This window comes from Bradyrhizobium sp. sBnM-33, assembly GCF_032917945.1.
Taxonomy (GTDB): domain Bacteria; phylum Pseudomonadota; class Alphaproteobacteria; order Rhizobiales; family Xanthobacteraceae; genus Bradyrhizobium.
In genome coordinates this window covers 2012440-2030305 of sequence record NZ_CP136624.1, presented here as the reverse complement: position 1 = coordinate 2030305, position 17866 = coordinate 2012440, and the positions used below count along the sequence as shown (strand labels likewise).

Genomic DNA, 17866 nt, shown 5'->3' with positions numbered 1-17866 from the left:
CCAATGCATTGTCACGGGATGCTCGGTCTCGAAGATGGTTTGGTGAAGACCTCGTCAAAATGCTTCTTGTCGACCTCGTGGACACGGGCCATTCCGGCGTAGTCGAAGACGTTGCTGTGAACCGCCCAGAGCTCGTCTGCAAGCCGTTGCAGCGGCGGCGGCAGGTGGAGATAAGCGGCCGCGGTGTTTGACCGGACCGTATCGCCGCCAAATGGTGGGATTACAACGGCTCGCAGCACCAAAATCTTATGATAGGCATCGGCAAAGGTTCCATCGACGTGCTCCATCGGCCTGGCCACCTCCGCGGGCGGAATCAAGCTCGAGGATCGAGCCGTTCCCTTGGTGACACCGAGGTCGGATGCGGCACCAGCTTTCCCAAACGGAAGCGAATCGCTCCTGCTAGGCGTCATCGAGATGACATTGGCCGCGGAAGAAGATGACCTTGTGCTCGAGTAGAACCCTTTTGATCGCAGCAATCGTCGGGTCCGGCAAATCGCCCGAGAGATTGATATTCCTGATTTCAGCGCCGATGGTGAGTCGCGCGAACCCGCTTCTTGCTCATGAGAGCTCAAGGTGCTCCACATAGTTGGTCGAAATGTTTTAGGACCGCATTCGAGACGGATCAGCATGCATGGCTAAACAATTCACTCAGCGAAGCTCGAAGCCGACCCTCCTTGCGGCAGATGAAGGCTTGACCAGCCATGCCGTGTTGGGCGCGACGATCGGCAATATGCTCGAATTCTACGATTTCGGGACCTATAGCTTTTTCGCCATCCAGATCGGTCACGCGTTCTTCCCGGCGCAGGATCAGTTCGCCAGCCTTATGCTGTCGCTCATGACCTTCGGAGCGGGTTTCGTCACCAGACCCATCGGGGCCATTGTGATCGGCTCATACTCGGATCGAGTTGGACGCCGGCCCGCAATGACCGCCAGTTTTGTCATGATGAGTGCCGCTATACTCGTGTTGGCTGTGACGCCTTCGTACGACACGATAGGGATCGCCGCTCCGTTATTGGTTATTCTCGCGCGTTTGGTGCAGGGCTTCGCCCTGGGAGGCGAAGTCGGTCCGACGACCGCCTATCTGATGGAAGTGGCCCCGGCCGGACGCCGGGGCCTTGCCGTCTCGTTTCAGCCTGCTAGCCAACAAATAGCTGCAACGGCCGGAGCGCTGGTCGGAGAAATACTCTCCCTCACCATGACAAGCGAGTCGCTGGATGCGTACGGATGGCGGATCGCGTTCCTGCTCGGCGCCTGTACGTTACCGGTCGGATTTTGGTTGCGCAGGGCCCTGCCCGAAACGCTGCACCGACCTGAAGCGCCGGCCCTCTCCGTCGAGCCCGCAAGGAAATCGCGTGCCAGCCGCCGCATGATGAGCTTGGGATTGATCATTTTGGCCAGCTGCACGATTATCCCCTATGTCACGGAATATATGACGACTTATGCACTGAACACCCTGCAAGTTGCCGCGCCTCTCGCCTTTGCGACCACGGTCGTCAGCAATGCAGTGGGCATTGCTGCCGCACTCCTGGGCGGTTGGCTGGCAGATCGGGCCGGACGCCGGCCCATCATGATATGGCCGCAGATCGCCGCGCTGCTGATAACCTATCCGGTGTTCTTGTGGATCGTAGAGAGCCGCAGTCCTATGGCGCTTCTCGGAGGTCTCGGCGCGCTCACCCTCGTCGGAACGATTCCGTATAGCGCCTTCTATGTTGGTATGGTCGAAGGCATGCCCAAGAGCATCCGCGGCGGCGCCTTCGCGACGATCTACGCGGTTGCGATAACGACCTTCGGAGGCACAGCTCAACTCGTTGTCGCTTGGCTGACCCACGTTACTGGGAACGCGCTGGCGCCGGCTTGGTACATGCTTGTCGCTACCGCGGCCGGGCTCTGCGCCATGCTGATGATGCCCGAGACGGCACCGTCGAAAATTCGAGCCGCGAACGCGCGGAGCCCGTAACAGCTTTGGACAATGCGATAACGGGTTACGGCTCCAGCCAGGTTCCCAATCTCATGATGCGTTGCATCGGCTTCCGCTCTTTGCGGAGCCGGCCTGCCAGACGAGGGCGACGGGACGATGCCGGAGGATGGGCGCCGCGCCTTTAGCGACGTAAGCTTGCGTCCAGCCGGAATCGATTGCTTTCACCTGTTCGTCCGAAGTTGGTGCGCGTCGAGTTCGATCCAGAGGCGGCGAGAGAATTTATCTCCGCCGAACGTTCATTCATGCTCAATGGGACTAATTGTCCGATCAGGCCGTTTTGCTGCAAGCACTTCATTACAGCACAGCCGTATCAGACTAAGTCGGTCAACTGGTACTGGCGTGGCTGGATGCCGAAGCGTTTCGGAAACTACTTCATATCGCCGTCCATTGCGATGAGGATGGCATTGTTAAGCTAATGGCGTATCGCACACCACGTCATCCGCGCCATTTTCGTGTAAGAGATCGCGGTAGAAAATTGCTTCGTGACCATGCTTGATGGGTATGCTTCCTACGGAAAGCCAGAACTCCAGCATCCAAAAAGTCTCTCGGATCTGGACGCCGACGCTCAAGCTGCAACGTCTTTGTGAGCGATCGCCGCGCGGATGGCGTTTTCCGTCACAGTCGGGTATTTCTTGCGGATATCCGCACCTGAAACTCCACTTTCTGCGAATGACTTGATGCTGCGAACAGAAATGCGCCTGCCGGCATCCCCGGCTGACCCAAATCAATGACTGCTCTGCGCACAGCGACTATCCTATTGCCAATTTCTCGCACAACGAAAGCTGCGGTAGGCAGGGCTAGTCCATGAGAACTGCGCTGAAATTGCTCATTCTTGCGACGCCTTAATGCTCGCGGGCCAGCCCTTCTTCGCGCAAAGCCTACGAACTGCCCAGCTTGAAATCGTCGATGTCTCGCCAGCCCGGCTCTCCCGAATTCGCTCGATGCTGAAAGAGGATGTCGACGCGGAGCGCATGCAAGGCGCCGTACCGCCTTGCCGCTTGGCCTCACGGTTACCGAGTGAAGCCGAACTGATTGGCTCGCCGCCAGCGGAAAGCCTTTTCTCGAGCCCAACACCGCGCCGGCAGTGCAGAGCCTACAGAATCGTCGGTGATTAGCACTACTTTGGCATGTTCGTCAGTTTGGTGAGCTTATCAGCGTTGAAATGGACGGCGTTGGAGGCTTCCGCCTGCTTGATGTAATTGGCCACCGCCGCGCTGTCGGGCTTGGCGGCAAGCCCATGGCCGATCTGGAACTGCCCATGGTCGGGCCGAGAATGAGGGCAAAGGTGGAACGATCTCGAAGTAGACCAGCGCCTTGACGCCGACCCAGCCGACCTTTTTCGCATGACGGATGCGAGCGATGCCGGAAACAACCTTACAGAAGATGATCGGCGCGATCACCATCTTGATCGGCTTGATCAAGCCGTCGCCGAGCGCCTTGACCCAGTTATTGGTCGGAAGAGACGGCGACAGCAGCGAACGAGGACACCGATCAGGATCGCGATCAGCGCTTGGACATAAAGGAGGTTTCACCAGGGTCGAGAGGCCCGCGCGGCCGCCGCAGTTCCGATCTTGTCATGATTTTCCTGCCCTAATACGAACTCGAATATCTGGCCGCCGCGCGTTGAGAGGCGGCCGACATCACACGAGCGGCCAGCTTGTCCGCTCCAAGACGACGATGTCGGAAGTCCGACAATCGGCAACGTCATCCAAAAGCAGGCAGTTACGCGCGTTTTCTCTCGCCAAGCAAGGCGCTCACCAGAATCCTTCGAGCGGCACGGCGATTGCTGGGATCAGGCGCAAACCCGCCGCAGCCAAAGCGCTCGCAGCGGCCCCGTCTCAGGAGTGCCCGATGAGCCGCGCTCGATTGATCCCGATTAAAGCACTGATGGCGCTTATACTCAGTGAAGAACCGGCGGACATCAATGTCGCGGTTGCCGCCAAGTTCACCGAGCCGGCCGGGGACATCGCACCCCTCAAGCAGAAATCTTGGTGCGGTTGGAGAATGACGCCAATAACCGAGCGACGCGCGCCTTCCGTAAGGGGCCCGTTAGCCTACGCAATCATTGCGCGAGCATGACCATGTGCTCTGTGCTCGAACGCTTAAGTTGACGCACATGGATGGCTTTTCGCCAGAAATCTGGCAGTCGCTCGGGCTCACGATCGAGCTCGCGAGCGTGACGACCGTGATCCTGCTGATCGTTGGCACGCCGCTCGCGTGGTGGCTAGCACGCTCGAAGAGCCTTTGGACTGAGGCGGTGGCCACGATGATCGCGCTGCCGCTGGTGCTGCCGCCAACAGTACTCAGTTTTTATCTGCTCGCCCTGCTCGGCCCGAACGGCCCGGTCGGCCTTCTCGCCTCTCTGTGGGGCGGGCGCACGCTGGCCTTCACCTTTGCGGGGCTCGTGGTCGGATCGGTCTTGTCCGCGCTGCCTTTGGTGGTGCAGCCCATCCGCAACACCTTCGCTGCCATGGGTGACCGCCCGCTGGAGATCGCGGCCACTCTGCGCGCCTCACCGTTATATGCCTTCTTCACGGTCGCCCTGCCTCTGGCGCGACCGGGTCTTTTGACAGCCGCCGTGCTTGGCTTTGCGCATACGATCGGCACGTTCGGCGTCGTGCTGATGATCGGCGGCAACATTCCTGGGCGCACCAAGGTGCTGTCGGCGTTTCTCTTCGACTTTGTCCAAGAGTCGCGCTGGCGCGAAGCAAGCTGGCTTGCCGGCGCCATGCTGATGTTCGCCGTTGCGGTAGTCCTCGCCTTAACCTTGATCGACAAATACAGCAGAAGGAGGAGCACGTGAGGACAGCCACACCGGGCCGGATTGAAATTGCCTTGAGTGGCAGTATCGCTGGCTTTCCACTCGATACGCGATTCAGCGTACCGGCCAAAGGCGTGGCGGCGATTTTCGGCCCGCCAGGCTGCGGCAAGACTGCGGTGGCGCGCTGCATCGCCGGCCTTGAGCGTCTGCCGGCCGGCTTCTGCGCCATCGATGGCGAGGTATGGCAGGACAAGACTACCTTCCGCCCACCGCATCTGCGTCCCATCGGCTATGTGTCTCAGGAGGCGAGTCTCTTTCCCCATTTGTCGGTCAGGCGCAACTTGCTTTACGGTGCGCCCAAACCCAAACCGACGCCGATCGCGTTTGATGAGGTGCTCGAACTTCTCGACCTGGCGCCGCTGCTCGACCGCTCTCCCTCGCATCTCTCCGGCGGCGAGCGGCAGCGCGTCGCCATGGGTCGCGCGCTGTTGTCTCAGCCCAGACTGCTTGTGATGGACGAGCCGCTTGGCGCGCTCGACAGCTGCGCCAAACGTGAGATTCTGCCGTTCGTCGAGCGCCTGCCCGAGAAGCTCGCGCTGCCGATGATCTACATCGGCCATGACATGGCGGAGATCGAACGCTTTGCCGATCATCTCGTTATGATGGAGCGCGGCATGGTAACCGCGGCTGGGCCGCTGCATGTCTTGCAGACCGATCCTGCGCTGCCGCTTGCGGCGAGCCGCGAAGCCGCCATCAGCCTTGATGCCGTGGTGAGCGGCTATGATGGGCGCTATGGGCTTCTTATTCTCCGCCTCAAAGGTGCGCACCTGTTGGTGCCGGCGCCGCCGCTTGCACCCGGCGTGCACCAACGGCTGCGCATCGCTGCCTACGACGTCAGCGTCGCGCGCGAAGCACCGCGCGCAGGCTCCATCCTCAATGTCTTTCCGGCGCGCATCAGAGCCTGTTTGCCGCTCGGCGCGGCTGAGATCACGCTGGTACTTGCGCTCGGCACCGGGGGCTTGGGCACGGAGATTTTGGCGCGCATAACGCGTTTCTCCTTTGATTCGCTAGGGCTCAAGGATGGAGTGGACGTATTCGCCCAGCTCAAGCATGTTTCGCTGCTCTCGGCCTCTGAACCGCCACTGCAAACCATACCAGCTTCCACGCCAACAGCAGATCCTGGGGACAGGCAAGCGACGCCGCGGCGTGAAACGAGAAGCTCGGCACGAGAGGCGAGCGGCATCTTCTTAAGCCTCCACTCTTGTCGTGCCACGCATGTCACTTGACGGCGATATCGGAAGCTGGCAGAGCGACCCAGCATTCCACGGGCACGCTGGCAGCTATGCGCGTTTCAGTGTCGTCAACCAAGGCGCGCACCATGTTCCCGAACGGCACGCCGATTGCTGGGATGAGAAGCAAAGAGCCGCCGCGGCCAGAGCCATCGCAGCGGCCCATCCCTGGAATGCCCAATGACGCTTACCCGACTGATCCTGATCAACTCAATTCTGACGCTGCTTATGTTCGGAAATGCGGAAGCGGCGGAGATCGATGTGGCGGTCGCCGCTAACTTCACCATACCGTCCAAGGAGATGCAGCGTCGTTTAAGCAGAAGACTGGGCGAGGCCCTGTTGAACTTTGGCGCGAGCGGACAGTTTTACAGCCAGATCACGCAAGGGGCGCCATTTGAGGTGTTTCTCTCGGCCGACAACGCCCGCCCGAGCAAACTGCTCGAGAAACGTCTCGCGGTTCCGGAAAGCCGCTTCACCTATGCGATCGGCAACCTCGTGCTCTGGAGTTCGACTCAAAAGTTCGTGAACGACGCGGAGACTTTCGCAAAACGGTCGATCTACAATCCAGCCGCGGCGCTTTATGGCGCAGCCGCGGAGCACGCTATTAAAGCGCTCGGCGCCTATGAGTCGACGCAGCCGAAGCTGGTCGCGGGATTCTCGCCTCTCTCTGGGGCGGGCGCGCCCTCGCCTTCACCTTCGGGCTTGTGGTCGGATGGGTTTTATACGCGCTGTCTTTCGTGGTGCAGCCGCTTCCCAACGCCTCCGTGGCCAAGCTGGCTTGCCATGGGCATGGTGATGTTCGGCCTTGCGGTAATTCTCGCCGCAACGTTGTTCTAGAAGTGCAGCGCAAGGAGAGCACGTGAGGACAGCTACACCAGAGCGAATCGAAATCGCCTTCAGCGGTAGGCTCGCTAGCTTTGCGATCGATGCGCAGTTCAGTGAACGGGCCAAAGGTGTGGCGGCGATCTCCAGCACAGCGCGCATGACGCGCCGCTGCCTATGCGCTAAGGCTCAACTATGGAATGGACGTGTTCGCCCTGGTCAGGGGTCGTCTCATTGGTTCACGACCTCTGAACGCTAGGGCATCGCGCCATCTACGCCAGCAGTAGATGCTGGACGGGCAAGCGCCGCGGTTTGAAACGAGCCAAGAGGATCAAGCCCATGATCGCCAACCACGCCAAGATCTATCCCAAGCGCGTCGCGGCAATCCTCTATAGGCCCGAACAAGACGCGGATACGCTGCTCGCCGACTTCACCCAGGATCTCGCGCGGCAAGGCGTGCGCGTCGGCGGCATCGTCCAGCGAAACTTCAAGGGCGCAAACGGCATGAAAACCATGCTCGCGCGCGACGTTGCGACGGGGCGCGAGATTCCGAGCTGTCAGCCACTCGGCAGCGGCGCCATTTCCTGCAAGCTCGATGCTAATGGGCTTGCCGATGCCGCAGTTGTCGCGTCTCGCGCGATCAAGCGGCACGTCGATCTCCTCGTGATCAACAAATTCTCCAAGCAGGAGGCGTCCGGCCGGGGCCTGCGCGACGAATTTTGCTGATCCGATCATTGCTGGCGTGCCGCTCCTCACCGCCGTCCCCGAAAAATGCCATGCCGCCTGGCGGACTTTCACCGGAAATGTCGGCACGACGCTACTGTGCGGGCGCCAGGTCGTGAAGGAATGGTGGCGCGACATCGCCAGCGCCTGCCGCGCATCCGCGCGCGTTCCATCCCGTCAGCGGCTATTTACCGATCATCAGATCCGACAGCTTGATCACGGGCGGGAGGGCATCCACAATTTTGCCCCCGAGAATGTCCGCCGCGTCATTGGCTCGATCAAAACACCGTCAGTGCCGGTTCCCGCGCCACCTCACATCAGCTGTCCTCGTGCGCGTCGTGGGAGCGACCAGTGGCTTGGCGGAACATTGCCGCGCGCGCTGGGTTTCATCTTAATCAAGCGTATTCTTTTGGCATCATAACACACCCGAACAGTTGACTTGGGCTAATCGTTCAAAGGCGCGCAACCGGTCGCGCACGGCAACATGCTCAGTTATTGAATATTGAAGCAGGACGGCAGGACCATTCAATCGAAACCATGCTGTTAAGATCCCTCCACGACGAGCATCCGTTTGTTGCATTTCCGCCAGTTGAATCGCGAGATCACCTGGCATATCGCTTGCTTCGCCTGAGGCTGGGAATCATCGGTTTCCACGCGAAGCAATCTTGTGAGGACAATATGCTTGGAATTGGAAGTAAGTTACCGTCGTTCGAAATCACAGGCGTGAAGCCCGGTTTTCACCTGCACGAGGAGAACGGGCAGAGCGCGTTCGAGACGCTGACGGAGAACAGCTTCCCTGGGAAATGGAAAGTCATCTTCTTCTACCCCAAGGATTTCACCTTCGTCTGCCCAACCGAGATCGCGGAGTTTGCCCGCCTGTCGAAGGATTTTGCCGACCGCGATGCGGTCGTGCTAGGCGGATCGACCGACAACGAGTTCTGCAAGCTCGCTTGGCGGCGCTCGCACAAGGACCTGCACCATCTGCCGATCTGGCAGTTTGCCGACACGAAGGGCGGGCTGGTCGATGGCCTTGACGTGCGTTCGCCCGACGGCGTCGCCTATCGCTACACGTTCGTCGTCGACCCCGACAATACGATCCAGCACGTCTACGCGACCAATCTCAATGTCGGCCGCAGCCCGAAGGACACGCTGCGCGTGCTGGATGCCCTGCAGACCGACGAGCTCTGCGCCTGTAACCGCGAAATAGGCGGCGAAACCCTGAAAGTTGCTTGAGGCATGATGTCGATTGAACAGCTAAAGGACCAAATTCCCGATTTCGCCAAGGACGTGAGACTCAACTTGGCGTCGATGATGTCGGATGAGACGCTATTACCGCAGAGCAAATACGGGCTGTTGCTCGCCACCGCGATTGCGGCCCGCAATCCCGTGGTGATCGGCGCAATAGAATCTGCGGCGGCCGTCGTGATGACGCCGGCCGCGGTCGCGGCGGCGAAATCCGCGGCCTCCATGATGGCGATGAACAACGTCTACTACCGCTTCGTTCACCTCGCCTCCAATCCGGAATACAAGACGATGCCGGCGCGGCTGCGCATGAACGTGATCGGCAATCCCGGCGTGGACAGGGACGATTTCGAGCTGTGGTCGCTGGCGGTAAGTGCCATCAACGGCTGCGGCGCCTGCATGGACGCCCATGAGAAGGTGCTGCGGGAAGCCGGCGTCAGCTCGGCGGCCATCCAAACCGCGGTCCGCTTTGCCGCGATCGTGCAGTCAGTTGCGGTTGCGATCGAGGCGGCCGGCATGGGCGTGACCCAGGGGTGGAGTGATCCACCCCCTCCGCGCTCTTGTTGAGGGTGTTCTGGAATCCAAATGCGGTTGATAATCCAACAACTTCAAGGCGCATTTGGAAAAAGGCGCCCCCTCAGCAATTTCAATAGCTTGGCAGCCGTTCCAAATGAAAACAGCGCGTCCGGTTGGAGTGCACGTTCGCCGCGCCTACCGTGAGGCGAGGCCTTCCATAGTGATCAGATCGAAGTTAACGAGCTCTGCAGCTTGGGTACTTTCGTCGGTATGCAGCTAAGAAGTCTTCGTCGGCACAGATGCACCGTCCCGACGTATCTTTCGCCTTGGGATCGTGAAGATGCGACGCGAGTGGACGAAGCAGGTTAATCCGTGTGCTTGTGGTCTGCAGGTTCAGAAGCCCGGAAGCGTGCTTCACGAGATCCGCCGCCAACATTATGCCAGCGAGAGCCGACTGAAATGACATCGGCACAACGGCTCTCACAGGCTGCGCTCCGTCCGTCAGGCGCATGACAATCCCCCCGCAGATTGCCCGCTGGTGAAACGATCGGACGGACTGGCCGACAAACTCTTTAAGGGCTTCGGACGGGATGTCGAAGGCCTTGGCGACACGCTCGACGAAACCTACATCCACCGGCCTGTTCGTCTGAAGGAGATCCCGGATCTCTTGTTGGGCCTCCGGCATCTTCAGCTCCTCAGCCATCTTCTCGTCGTCGTCCTTTATCTTCCCGTGAGGCAAGTAGAGGCAGGCCAGACATGCCCGCCCGTCATCAAAGCCGTGGCGCGACACTCCGAGATCAAGCTCCTGTGTCCAGGCGTTTACGATCCATTTCGGCAACGCCCCCTGCACGGCAATGCGGTCCGGAGCGTTGTCCAATGCGACAGCGACTCTTTCGAACATCCAATCGTTCCGGTCGCTCACATAGACGTCCCATTTGGCACAATGCGCCGACACTTGCAGCGCCGTGTCCGCGAGCGCGGCACGCGCCAGATCCACTTTTGGTGAACCAACATCACATTGGCCGGCCAGCACGTAGCGCTGCAGATTCGAAAGATCGACCTCCTCATGGTCTACCAGACGGAGCGATCCCTTAAGGCTCGCCGTGCGAGCCAAAGCCCAAATGGCGCCATTGCCGATCGCGCCGAGCCCGACGAGGTGAGTCTCGCCGATATCCGTTCCCTCAAAGCCCCGACCGGAGTCAGGGGCGCCCTGGGCGTAGGTCAGCATTGACAGGTCGATAAGTTCGTCAGCGTCGCCCTGATCCAGCTGGTCGGCAAATATCGTCCGAAAGACGTTGGCTGCGGCGAAGCATGACGCAGCTCCCGCGCCAAACGGATTCATCGACTCGCCGGAGCCAACCAGACCGCGGCTCGAAAGCTTGGCTCTCCATCCGTCCGAGCCGATGAAGAAGGTCGGACACTTAGTGCGCGACGGACTGCTTCCAACGACCACGGAAACCGTGACGGCCTTCCTGGTCTTGGCGAGCTCGATCTCCGGATTTATGGACTTCGCCAGGAACTCCAGGATTGGACCATGATCCTTCGCCTTTGCATCGAGCGGCCGCAGCGCGATCGTCGGATAAAGACGCGACAACAGCCTGATGATCATATCCAGACTGGCCCTGCCTTCCGGCGACTGCACGGCTGCGCCGTCGAAAGACACTCCGATCACTTGCGCGGCAAGCCTTTCCTCGAACGCCGAGAACTTGAAATTGGTCAGCACCCGCGACGCCGCCGACGCCGCACGGTCCATGAAGTTGGCCATGGCCATCGTTCAGTCCTTGATTAAAATCATCCGCGTAACCTGGCCAACCGACAGGGGGCGCCACACTCCAGCCCCGTCAAGCCGGTACGATGCGACGTTCCTGAGATCGAAGGGCACTCGCGCGAAGTCCGGCACGACCAAAGACAAGCAGCCCACCGTCGTGGCGATCGCGTACTCGTCGTCCGTGCTGGAATGATAGGCTCGGCCGGGATGACTGTGTATCTGGGCAATTAGCGCAAGCTTCTCCCGGTACAGCCATACATTTATGCGATGCAGCTCTTCAGGTCCTGTTACGACGCACACCCCGTCGGCAGTACGTATGTGGCGTTGGGCGGGAATGAGAGTCCTATGTACCTGAAAATGGTGCCCCGTCTGACGGCCTACCCAAAGGCCGAGACCTTCATGCCCTTCACGTCCCACTTTCCGCAAATGGCCATGGAGTTCGTCCACGCAGCCCCGCGGTACCGAGAGGACCGTAACGTCCGCGATCTGATTCATTCCGGTACGGCCAGTAATAAGGGCAGCACGTTCAGCGCCGGAATCTGGACCTGGACCTGCACCTGGTAATGCTCGATCGGCTTTACCCCGTGCTGCCAGATCTTTTCGAGGATAAAAGCTAAGGATCCTTCGCCAGAGCTTCGATGCATCAGCCATGAATCACCGCTGTGAGCGGGATTGTCGTGGTATTCGCGAATGCCGGGAAGACAAATAAATGGCCGATCATCAGGGCTATTGTACTGAATCATGTTTGTCACTTGCACCCCGCCCTGCTGGGCCAGCGCCTGAATGGTTTCGGGAGTTGCGCCGGGGATTGCCGCACGGCGAAACATTTGCACCTGGAGCAATTTGGCGGCTATCGGTTCGCGCGTGAAAGGATCCACGAACCTGACGGAGGGCGGCCGCAGATCATAATCCGTAAAATTCAGCACGATGGCAGCGACGATCGGAGGCGGTCTCAGCTTAGTCGCCGCGAAAACCACGAAGATTTCCGGAAACTCTGCGTCAAGCAGGATCCAGCCCCTCTTGCGATAGGCCGATTCCATGCTCCAATAGTTGGCAAGCTCTCGCTCGAACTTTACGCGCGAGACCTCGGGATCGACAGTTTGGAGGTCAGCCACCGGCCACGCCAGCCTTGAGACTCAGGAACAGCGTCACTTCCTTGCCAAATCCAAACTCGCCTAGCTTCTTGTCCGGATCCAACAGCTCGCCCCCTTCGTTCTTGATCTCCCAATTCTCGGGCGGTTGAGCCAGGTTCTTTGTCTCCTCCAGCGCTTTTTGGCGGGCCACATGCAGCGGCTGCTGCTCTACGGCCTTAATGACGACAGGCTGACCGTTCACGACCATCGTAATTTCGACGAAATCCGTGCCCTGATCACTTCCTGGCTTCTTCTCATTCTTCATTTTTGGTCCTTTTGTGTGTGGGCGGCGCTTGGAATCGATGCTGCCGATCGTATGCAGGGGACGACGTGTAAAAAAAGGGAGCATGCCACAAGACGCAATCGAAAAGCCTTCATTTGACGCGTGCGTACGCAGTTTTCAGGCGTTAGCGCTCTTTCGTCCACATCACCGACCCGTTGCGGCTTGAGTCGCCCAGACCGGCGGCCCGCCAGTGAGCAACATCCGGAACACGTCGTCGCCACACTGGCGCGTGTGGCTCAAGCTGGACAACCGATGCCTCGTGCCCTTCAACGGCTTTGCCGAATGCGCCCCGAAGCGAACCCCGAAACGAAGAGGGATGTCGTCTGGTTCGCGCTAAACGAGGATCGGCCGCTCTGTGCCTGCGCCGGCATCGGGACCGAGTTCAAGGGCGACCGCGGCACCAAATCCAAGCCGGTCCCGGGCCTCACCTCGTCTACGCTTTCTGACGACGGCCTTGAACGCGGTTGTCGAGCCTATTCACCCAAAGGCCATGCACGTGATCCTGGCGACCGCTGAGGAGCGTGACGTCTGGATGCCGGCGCCATGGGATGAAGCAAAGCGCTGTAGCGTCCTTTGCCGGATGATGTGCGCAAGATCGTTATGCGCGGAGCCTACAAAGATCATCAAGATTGCTGCATGAAGCTGACTGCAGACCGCACTGACCAGAAGGGGTCCACCGGGCGTGGACAACAGGATGTTCGTGGAAGGTGTGCTGTGGATCGTGCGGACGGGCTCGCCCTGGCGTGATCTTTCGCAAGCGTTTGGGGACCGGAGCACTGTGTTCCGGCGCTTCAGTCGATGGAGCCTCAAGGGTGTTTGGTGGCGAATCTTTGAGGCGATGTTCGATGACGCTACCAACCTCAATGAACTTCCGGACCCTGTGCACAGTCTATGCCACCCGTTTTCGCTTTCAGCCCCACCTCAAAGGCTGGGTTTAATCGAGCGCTCGATGACCCTCATTGGTAAGCACGGGCACGTCGTCGCGCATACTGACGAGTTCCATTTCAATTAAGGTCTTTAGATCATCTGGATGGACAGGCGTTAACTTGGTTCGCTTGGCTTTGATATCGCGCAGCGCCCAGCGGAGGCGGATCGCCGTGTCTAGATCTATACCGGCCAGTGGGGACAGTGATTGATTTGTTGTCGCCGCTTCGTTTTCGCGCTCAGCCTCAGTACTGGGTGTAGCCACGGTAGATTCAGGCTTTACCGCGGCATCATCGGCGGTACTGTCCTCTGTGGCGATGGGACTGCTCGGTGAAGGTTCGGCAACGGTGGAATTACCTTGCGAGCGGGTTCTAGACGAGGCTGCAGCTAACATTTCTGCGAATTGGTGAAGTTTGTCCGCTGCGCTCATTTCCCTTTGCCTTCAACCGAGCGTTACGAGCCGGCAGATGGCGTCGCGTGGCCTGCCATTCCGCTTAACGTTCCGAACCATCGTTGCTATGGCTAACGAACTGCAGGTCGTTTGGCGTGTTAGTGATATGAGAGAGTCGGCCGTTGTCTTCATATCTCGCTGCGAGATCAAGAAGTCGCCTTTTGATGAATGGGTCGGCCTTCTCTGCAAGATCACGTACAGTTTGGGCGCGCTGTTTCTTAAATTCGTCGTCCAACATGATAGGCCCCAACACAACAAACAAGTGCATGGAAGTAGTATACTGTTTTGGGCTAGTCGCGAAAAGCCTCATCTCCGATAGCCTCATCTCCGATAGGACGGGAACCTGCAACGGCTGCAGTCGCACTTTCTTGGGCTAAAGGGCGCGATCAATTGCCGTCTGCGCAGCGGTGACGGGCGCCATCCCGGGCGCGCGCCTCGCCGTGCCGGCGCGCCTCCTGAAGCCGGACAGACCATTTCCGCTTTCTGTCGAAGCCCTGCACCACCTTAATCTCGAAGTCTCGATACTCCATGCTCGAGCTCCACTCCTCCTGGTGACGCTGGTCCGGCCGCGGTCGGATGTGAGCGCGTAGACAACAAAGCCCCCCGATTCACGGCGGCGGGTTTCTCTTGCGGTGTACTGCCCAGGAGACCTAAGCTGTCGCCCACTGGTTCAAAAGGGAGTGCGGACAGTGGCGACAGGTACGGTAAAGTGGTTCAACGCAACTAAGGGATATGGATTTATCCAGCCCGACAGCGGCGGCAAGGATGTTTTCGTGCACATTTCAGCTGTTGAGAAAGCCGGCCTGAGCAGCCTCAATGAGGGTGCCAAGGTGAGCTATGAAGAAATGAGCAACCGAGGCAAAACGTCCGCGGAAAATCTAAGAATCGGGTGAATTCAAGCCAGCTGGCTCACGCCGGCATGGCGAATCATCCCCGTGACCCACGACGTAGGCTAAACATGGGTCACCAGCGGGCTTATCCGTGGGTTTGGATGCAGAGACCACAAACGCAAACCCCTGCCGGTGAAGTCGGCAGGGGCAAGCAAACGAGGTGGATGACAAGCGCGCGAGCCCTAAGGCCCGGTGGCCCGTCAAGGATCCTTGCGGCACCATAAAGCCGATCGCGCTCGGCCCTTCAATGATACTGATGTATAGACCGTGACCGCTTTTGACTCGCTTATCCAGCAGCTGCGGTCTGCAGGCTCATAATCGCGATGAGGGCGGCGGTGCTCGTGCGGCTGCTTTGGATGATGCCCACGCGGTGGTGCGCCGGGATCTAGTACTGCCTGTTTCCGGGCTCAGTGGCCTAATCAGAAATACGGAATGGCTAAAATTCACGGAGGAACGGAACGCGCGCGTTGCATGAACCTTTGTTGTCCACCTTACCGGGTGCAATTGACCCGAACTTATTACATCAGGCCGCCAATCACCAATCGGGCTGGCACGGTTCGGTCCCAGGCCTCGCTGCCCTCGAGGTCCAACGGCGGTTGGAAGATAGCCCCAGCCTGGGCCAGGCAAGTTCGATTGGGGCCGTCCGAACGCGTGCCGCTACTTCCACGGACACGCGGTGGAGCGAGTGCGCACCGCCGGCGATCGTTCCCGGCGAGCCGGCGCATAATTCCCGTAGTCATACGGGGTAGCGACGAAATGAAACTGAAACAGAGCTGAGCTTTAGTATCTACAGCACCGAGGACGGCGATTTCAACACGGCAGAATTATTTTAGTCGGTGGGCCGCAGAGCAATCTGCGGCCGTTTTGCTTTCAGTGCAGCGCCAGCGCAGCGGCACACGACACGATTAGCAGGGCGAATCCGGTGGCGGTGAGGGCGAGGAAGGCGTGGTCCATGCGAGGGGTCTCTGGAGCGTTGCCACGGCAATGCGTTTCCCCGACAATCGTTCCGACGCGGCTTAGACCGGTGGCTTGAGTTCGCTTGAGAGCCAGCCCTTGCACGCTTCCGACGAGCACACGACATAGCACCCAAGAACATCCGTTCGAAGTTGTCATTCAATATCGACATCATCCACGCGCCGGTGAGCGCGTCATCGCTTTGAGGCGAGTCATTCACGGGGCTCGCCTTCACTTCGTGATTGAACAGCCCGACGGCTCTCGCGCCTTGCTCCCGGCCTGGATGACTGAGAACTCCGCCGCGACACTGCCGACGGTTGAAGTCCCTCGGTTTCCTTGGATTCGTTACACGAACTTCGCGGCCTCATTGATGCACAGCGCGTATCGTCGTCACCGTCGTCTGGAGCGAGTCGGACGGTTGGAGGTGATGATGGAACAACGATGGCGACAGCTCGATCTGCTGGCGATCACGGCAGGCACAGTCCAGCACCAGCGGCTCGATCCGCTGGTTCGTTTGGAAGTCACAAGTCTGCTCAAACTTCTTCTCGACGAATGCAGCACCGCCCGCCCAAAGGCGCCAGAGGCGGACAATGAATAAGATAACGCCTGATCATTTGTCACGCAGCGCCTATGTCTATGTGCGGCAATCGACCCCGGACCAACTCGTCAATAATCCTGAGAGCCGTCGGCGTCAGTACGCGCTCGCAACTCGCGCACGGCTGCTTGGCTGGGAAAGCGTCATCGTCATCGACGACGACCTTGGTCGCTCGGGGGGCGGCACAGCGCGTCCAGGCTTTGAGCGCTTGCTAGCTGCGATCTGCACCGGAAGCGCCGGCGCTGTGCTGGCCATTGAGGCTTCCCGCCTGGCCCGTAATGGCCCGCGACTGGCACACGCTTCTGGAGTTCTGCACGCTGGTGAATAGCCTGATCATTGACGAGGATGGCGTTTACGATCCAAAGCTCACCAATGACCGGCTTCTGCTAGGGATGAAGGGAACGTTCAGCGAGCTCGAACTATCGATCTTGCGCCAGCGCTCACAGGAAGCATTGCGCCTCAAGGCGGCGCGTGGCGATCTCCACACCTCCGTGGCCGTCGGCTACGTGCGCACCAGCGACGACAGGCTGGAGTTGGATCCGGACAGGCGGGTGCGCAAGTCGCTCCATCTAGCGTTCCGCAAGTTTGCGGAATTTGGCAGCGTGCGCCAAGTCGCGATTTGGTTGTGCGATAACGGCATCAAGATGCCGATTGTCGTGTATGGTCCACGTGGCCGAATGGTGGAGTGGCGGCTGCCACGCTACAATACGATTCACCGGCTGCTGACCAATCCGACCTATGCTGGCGCGTACGCATTTGGTCGCACCGGTTCGCAGGTGCGAATCGAAGCCGGCCGCAAGCTGGTCACCCGTAATGTGCGCCGATCGCAGAAGGACTGGGAGGTTCTGATTCGTGATCACCACGACGGCTACATCTCCTGGCAGGACTACGAGAGCAACCAACGGACCATCAACGGGAACGCGAACATGAAGGGCGCGATGGTGCCGGGATCGGTGCGCAATGGTGGCGGATTGCTCGTCGGCCTGTTGCGTTGTGGACGTTGCGGTCGCAAGCTCAGGGTGCACCATAATGGGCTGCGAGGTGTTGCGCGTTACCTTTGCAACGGCGCCACCGTTAATCACGGACGGCGGACGAAGTGCATTGAGTTTGGCAATGTGCGAATCGATGCAGCTGTGTCGGCCGAGGTATTATCGGCGATTGCACCTCTCGGCCTTGACGCTGCCCTGCAAGCAATCGCGGACCGCGAGCGAGCCGGCGGGGAGCGGCTGCAGCACATAGAGCTGGAGCTGGGGTAGGCACGCTATGAAGCGGCTCGCGCGCACCGACAATATGATGCGGTTGATCCAGAAAACCGCCAGGTCGCTGGAGATCTCGAACGGCGGTGGAATGAACGGCTTGCGGAAGTGGCGCGCCTCGAGGATGATCTTCGCATCGCCCACGCCAAACAGCCGCCCGCTCGAACCGACGCAGAACGCGCAGAGATTTTTGGACTAGTCTTACTGCGTCATAAGCGTAGGACGACGATTGACGTTTTGGGGGTCGTCGTCCGCAACACGGGCATCGTTGCAAGGTTTTG

General features: G+C 59.5%; 20 protein-coding genes and 4 pseudogenes. 15 read left to right on the top strand and 9 right to left on the bottom strand.

Annotated elements, in window-relative coordinates; translation table 11 throughout:
- Positions 1-11: 11 nt before the first annotated feature.
- Positions 12-287: a TauD/TfdA dioxygenase family protein gene (locus RX328_RS43360; RefSeq protein ID WP_409410869.1), complete on the bottom strand. Its 276-nt coding sequence runs from the start codon at positions 285-287 to the stop codon at positions 12-14.
- Between the two features lie 344 nt (positions 288-631).
- On the opposite strand from RX328_RS43360, the gene RX328_RS09455 reads away from it, so the two are divergent.
- Positions 632-1957: an MFS transporter gene (locus RX328_RS09455; protein ID WP_213253669.1), complete on the top strand. Its 1326-nt coding sequence runs from the start codon at positions 632-634 to the stop codon at positions 1955-1957.
- Between the two features lie 586 nt (positions 1958-2543).
- Here RX328_RS09455 and RX328_RS43355 read toward each other — a convergent pair.
- A complete protein-coding gene (locus RX328_RS43355) occupies positions 2544-2657 on the bottom strand; it encodes a hypothetical protein (protein ID WP_410734055.1) in 114 nt (37 codons plus the stop codon).
- A gap of 480 nt (positions 2658-3137) precedes the next feature.
- Positions 3138-3548, bottom strand: a pseudogene (locus tag RX328_RS09450) (cation:dicarboxylate symporter family transporter); the annotation flags it as partial.
- A gap of 546 nt (positions 3549-4094) precedes the next feature.
- Between RX328_RS09450 and modB the strand changes: the two are divergent.
- From modB to RX328_RS09410, 7 genes are all read left to right on the top strand, one after another.
- Positions 4095-4781, top strand: a complete 687-nt coding sequence (gene modB / locus RX328_RS09445) for a molybdate ABC transporter permease subunit (RefSeq protein WP_057847946.1) — start codon at positions 4095-4097, stop codon at positions 4779-4781.
- Positions 4778-6025 (top strand): molybdenum ABC transporter ATP-binding protein, encoded by a 1248-nt coding sequence (gene modC, locus RX328_RS09440; RefSeq protein WP_213253668.1) that lies wholly within the window; start codon positions 4778-4780, stop codon positions 6023-6025. The genes modB and modC overlap by 4 nt, the downstream gene beginning before the upstream one ends.
- A gap of 264 nt (positions 6026-6289) precedes the next feature.
- Entirely contained in the window at positions 6290-6865 is a 576-nt protein-coding gene (gene modA / locus RX328_RS43350; protein ID WP_409410868.1) for a molybdate ABC transporter substrate-binding protein, read from the top strand.
- A 324-nt stretch (positions 6866-7189) separates the two neighbouring features.
- On the top strand, positions 7190-7576 hold the full coding sequence (locus RX328_RS09425) for a DUF2478 domain-containing protein (RefSeq protein WP_249726812.1): 387 nt from the start codon (positions 7190-7192) through the stop codon (positions 7574-7576).
- A gap of 16 nt (positions 7577-7592) precedes the next feature.
- On the top strand, positions 7593-7994 hold the full coding sequence (locus RX328_RS09420; protein WP_312018073.1) for a DUF2478 domain-containing protein: 402 nt from the start codon (positions 7593-7595) through the stop codon (positions 7992-7994).
- A 257-nt stretch (positions 7995-8251) separates the two neighbouring features.
- Positions 8252-8806, top strand: a complete 555-nt coding sequence (locus RX328_RS09415) for a peroxiredoxin (RefSeq protein WP_057847949.1) — start codon at positions 8252-8254, stop codon at positions 8804-8806.
- A gap of 3 nt (positions 8807-8809) precedes the next feature.
- Positions 8810-9382: a carboxymuconolactone decarboxylase family protein gene (locus RX328_RS09410; RefSeq protein WP_249726810.1), complete on the top strand. Its 573-nt coding sequence runs from the start codon at positions 8810-8812 to the stop codon at positions 9380-9382.
- A gap of 184 nt (positions 9383-9566) precedes the next feature.
- Here RX328_RS09410 and RX328_RS09405 read toward each other — a convergent pair whose 3' ends face one another.
- On the bottom strand, positions 9567-10940 hold the full coding sequence (locus RX328_RS09405; protein ID WP_249726808.1) for an E2 ligase fold family C protein: 1374 nt from the start codon (positions 10938-10940) through the stop codon (positions 9567-9569).
- Here RX328_RS09405 and RX328_RS09400 point away from each other — a divergent pair.
- Positions 10933-11292, top strand: coding sequence for a hypothetical protein (locus tag RX328_RS09400; RefSeq protein ID WP_249726827.1), 360 nt, complete (start codon positions 10933-10935; stop codon positions 11290-11292). The two genes, RX328_RS09405 and RX328_RS09400, sit on opposite strands and share 8 nt — an antisense overlap.
- Before the next feature lie 14 nt (positions 11293-11306).
- On the opposite strand, the pseudogene RX328_RS09395 reads toward RX328_RS09400, so the two are convergent.
- The 3 genes and pseudogenes from RX328_RS09395 to RX328_RS09385 form a co-directional block, all read right to left on the bottom strand.
- Positions 11307-11594 (bottom strand): annotated as a pseudogene (locus tag RX328_RS09395) (hypothetical protein); the annotation flags it as partial.
- Positions 11591-12214 (bottom strand): putative metal-binding protein, encoded by a 624-nt coding sequence (locus RX328_RS09390; protein WP_213253664.1) that lies wholly within the window; start codon positions 12212-12214, stop codon positions 11591-11593. The pseudogene RX328_RS09395 and the gene RX328_RS09390, both read right to left, overlap by 4 nt.
- A complete protein-coding gene (locus RX328_RS09385; protein WP_057850477.1) occupies positions 12207-12497 on the bottom strand; it encodes a DUF2604 domain-containing protein in 291 nt (96 codons plus the stop codon). Before RX328_RS09385 ends, RX328_RS09390 begins: the two co-directional genes overlap by 8 nt.
- Positions 12498-12687: 190 nt before the next feature.
- Between RX328_RS09385 and RX328_RS43345 the strand changes: the two are divergent.
- A pseudogene (locus tag RX328_RS43345) lies at positions 12688-13262 on the top strand (SOS response-associated peptidase family protein); the annotation flags it as partial.
- Positions 13183-13365 (top strand): annotated as a pseudogene (locus RX328_RS09380) (transposase); the annotation flags it as partial. The pseudogenes RX328_RS43345 and RX328_RS09380, both read left to right, overlap by 80 nt.
- A gap of 84 nt (positions 13366-13449) precedes the next feature.
- On the opposite strand, the gene RX328_RS09375 reads toward RX328_RS09380, so the two are convergent.
- A complete protein-coding gene (locus RX328_RS09375) occupies positions 13450-13869 on the bottom strand; it encodes a hypothetical protein (RefSeq protein ID WP_312018075.1) in 420 nt (139 codons plus the stop codon).
- 407 nt (positions 13870-14276) lie between these two features.
- On the bottom strand, positions 14277-14420 hold the full coding sequence (locus RX328_RS09370; protein WP_213253663.1) for a hypothetical protein: 144 nt from the start codon (positions 14418-14420) through the stop codon (positions 14277-14279).
- Between the two features lie 159 nt (positions 14421-14579).
- On the opposite strand from RX328_RS09370, the gene RX328_RS09365 reads away from it, so the two are divergent.
- The 4 genes from RX328_RS09365 (at position 14580) to RX328_RS09350 (ending at position 17585) form a co-directional block, all read left to right on the top strand.
- Positions 14580-14783 (top strand): cold-shock protein, encoded by a 204-nt coding sequence (locus RX328_RS09365; protein WP_213253662.1) that lies wholly within the window; start codon positions 14580-14582, stop codon positions 14781-14783.
- A gap of 1189 nt (positions 14784-15972) precedes the next feature.
- Complete coding sequence (locus tag RX328_RS09360; RefSeq protein WP_213253661.1) at positions 15973-16332, top strand: hypothetical protein; 360 nt, start codon at positions 15973-15975, stop codon at positions 16330-16332.
- Positions 16325-16657, top strand: a complete 333-nt coding sequence (locus tag RX328_RS09355; protein ID WP_249726806.1) for a recombinase family protein — start codon at positions 16325-16327, stop codon at positions 16655-16657. Before RX328_RS09360 ends, RX328_RS09355 begins: the two co-directional genes overlap by 8 nt.
- The gene (locus tag RX328_RS09350; RefSeq protein ID WP_317258663.1) at positions 16650-17585 is read left to right on the top strand and encodes a recombinase family protein; all 936 of its coding nucleotides are present in this window, start codon (positions 16650-16652) and stop codon (positions 17583-17585) included. The genes RX328_RS09355 and RX328_RS09350 overlap by 8 nt, the downstream gene beginning before the upstream one ends.
- Positions 17586-17866: the final 281 nt, after the last annotated feature.

What these genes read in the sequence shown, in the direction of transcription:
- RX328_RS09410 (WP_249726810.1), top strand. Translation starts at nt 8,810, where the DNA reads ATGATGTCGATTGAACAGCTAAAGGACCAAATTCCCGATTTCGCCAAG.
- RX328_RS09355 (WP_249726806.1), top strand. Translation starts at nt 16,325, where the DNA reads ATGAATAAGATAACGCCTGATCATTTGTCACGCAGCGCCTATGTCTAT.
- RX328_RS09375 (WP_312018075.1), bottom strand. Translation starts at nt 13,869, where the DNA reads ATGAGCGCAGCGGACAAACTTCACCAATTCGCAGAAATGTTAGCTGCA.
- RX328_RS09455 (WP_213253669.1), top strand. Translation starts at nt 632, where the DNA reads ATGGCTAAACAATTCACTCAGCGAAGCTCGAAGCCGACCCTCCTTGCG.
- RX328_RS43360 (WP_409410869.1), bottom strand. Translation starts at nt 287, where the DNA reads ATGGAGCACGTCGATGGAACCTTTGCCGATGCCTATCATAAGATTTTG.
- RX328_RS09385 (WP_057850477.1), bottom strand. Translation starts at nt 12,497, where the DNA reads ATGAAGAATGAGAAGAAGCCAGGAAGTGATCAGGGCACGGATTTCGTC.
- RX328_RS09400 (WP_249726827.1), top strand. Translation starts at nt 10,933, where the DNA reads ATGATCATATCCAGACTGGCCCTGCCTTCCGGCGACTGCACGGCTGCG.
- RX328_RS09405 (WP_249726808.1), bottom strand. Translation starts at nt 10,940, where the DNA reads ATGATCATCAGGCTGTTGTCGCGTCTTTATCCGACGATCGCGCTGCGG.
- modB (WP_057847946.1), top strand. Translation starts at nt 4,095, where the DNA reads ATGGATGGCTTTTCGCCAGAAATCTGGCAGTCGCTCGGGCTCACGATC.
- RX328_RS09370 (WP_213253663.1), bottom strand. Translation starts at nt 14,420, where the DNA reads ATGGAGTATCGAGACTTCGAGATTAAGGTGGTGCAGGGCTTCGACAGA.
- RX328_RS09425 (WP_249726812.1), top strand. Translation starts at nt 7,190, where the DNA reads ATGATCGCCAACCACGCCAAGATCTATCCCAAGCGCGTCGCGGCAATC.
- RX328_RS09415 (WP_057847949.1), top strand. Translation starts at nt 8,252, where the DNA reads ATGCTTGGAATTGGAAGTAAGTTACCGTCGTTCGAAATCACAGGCGTG.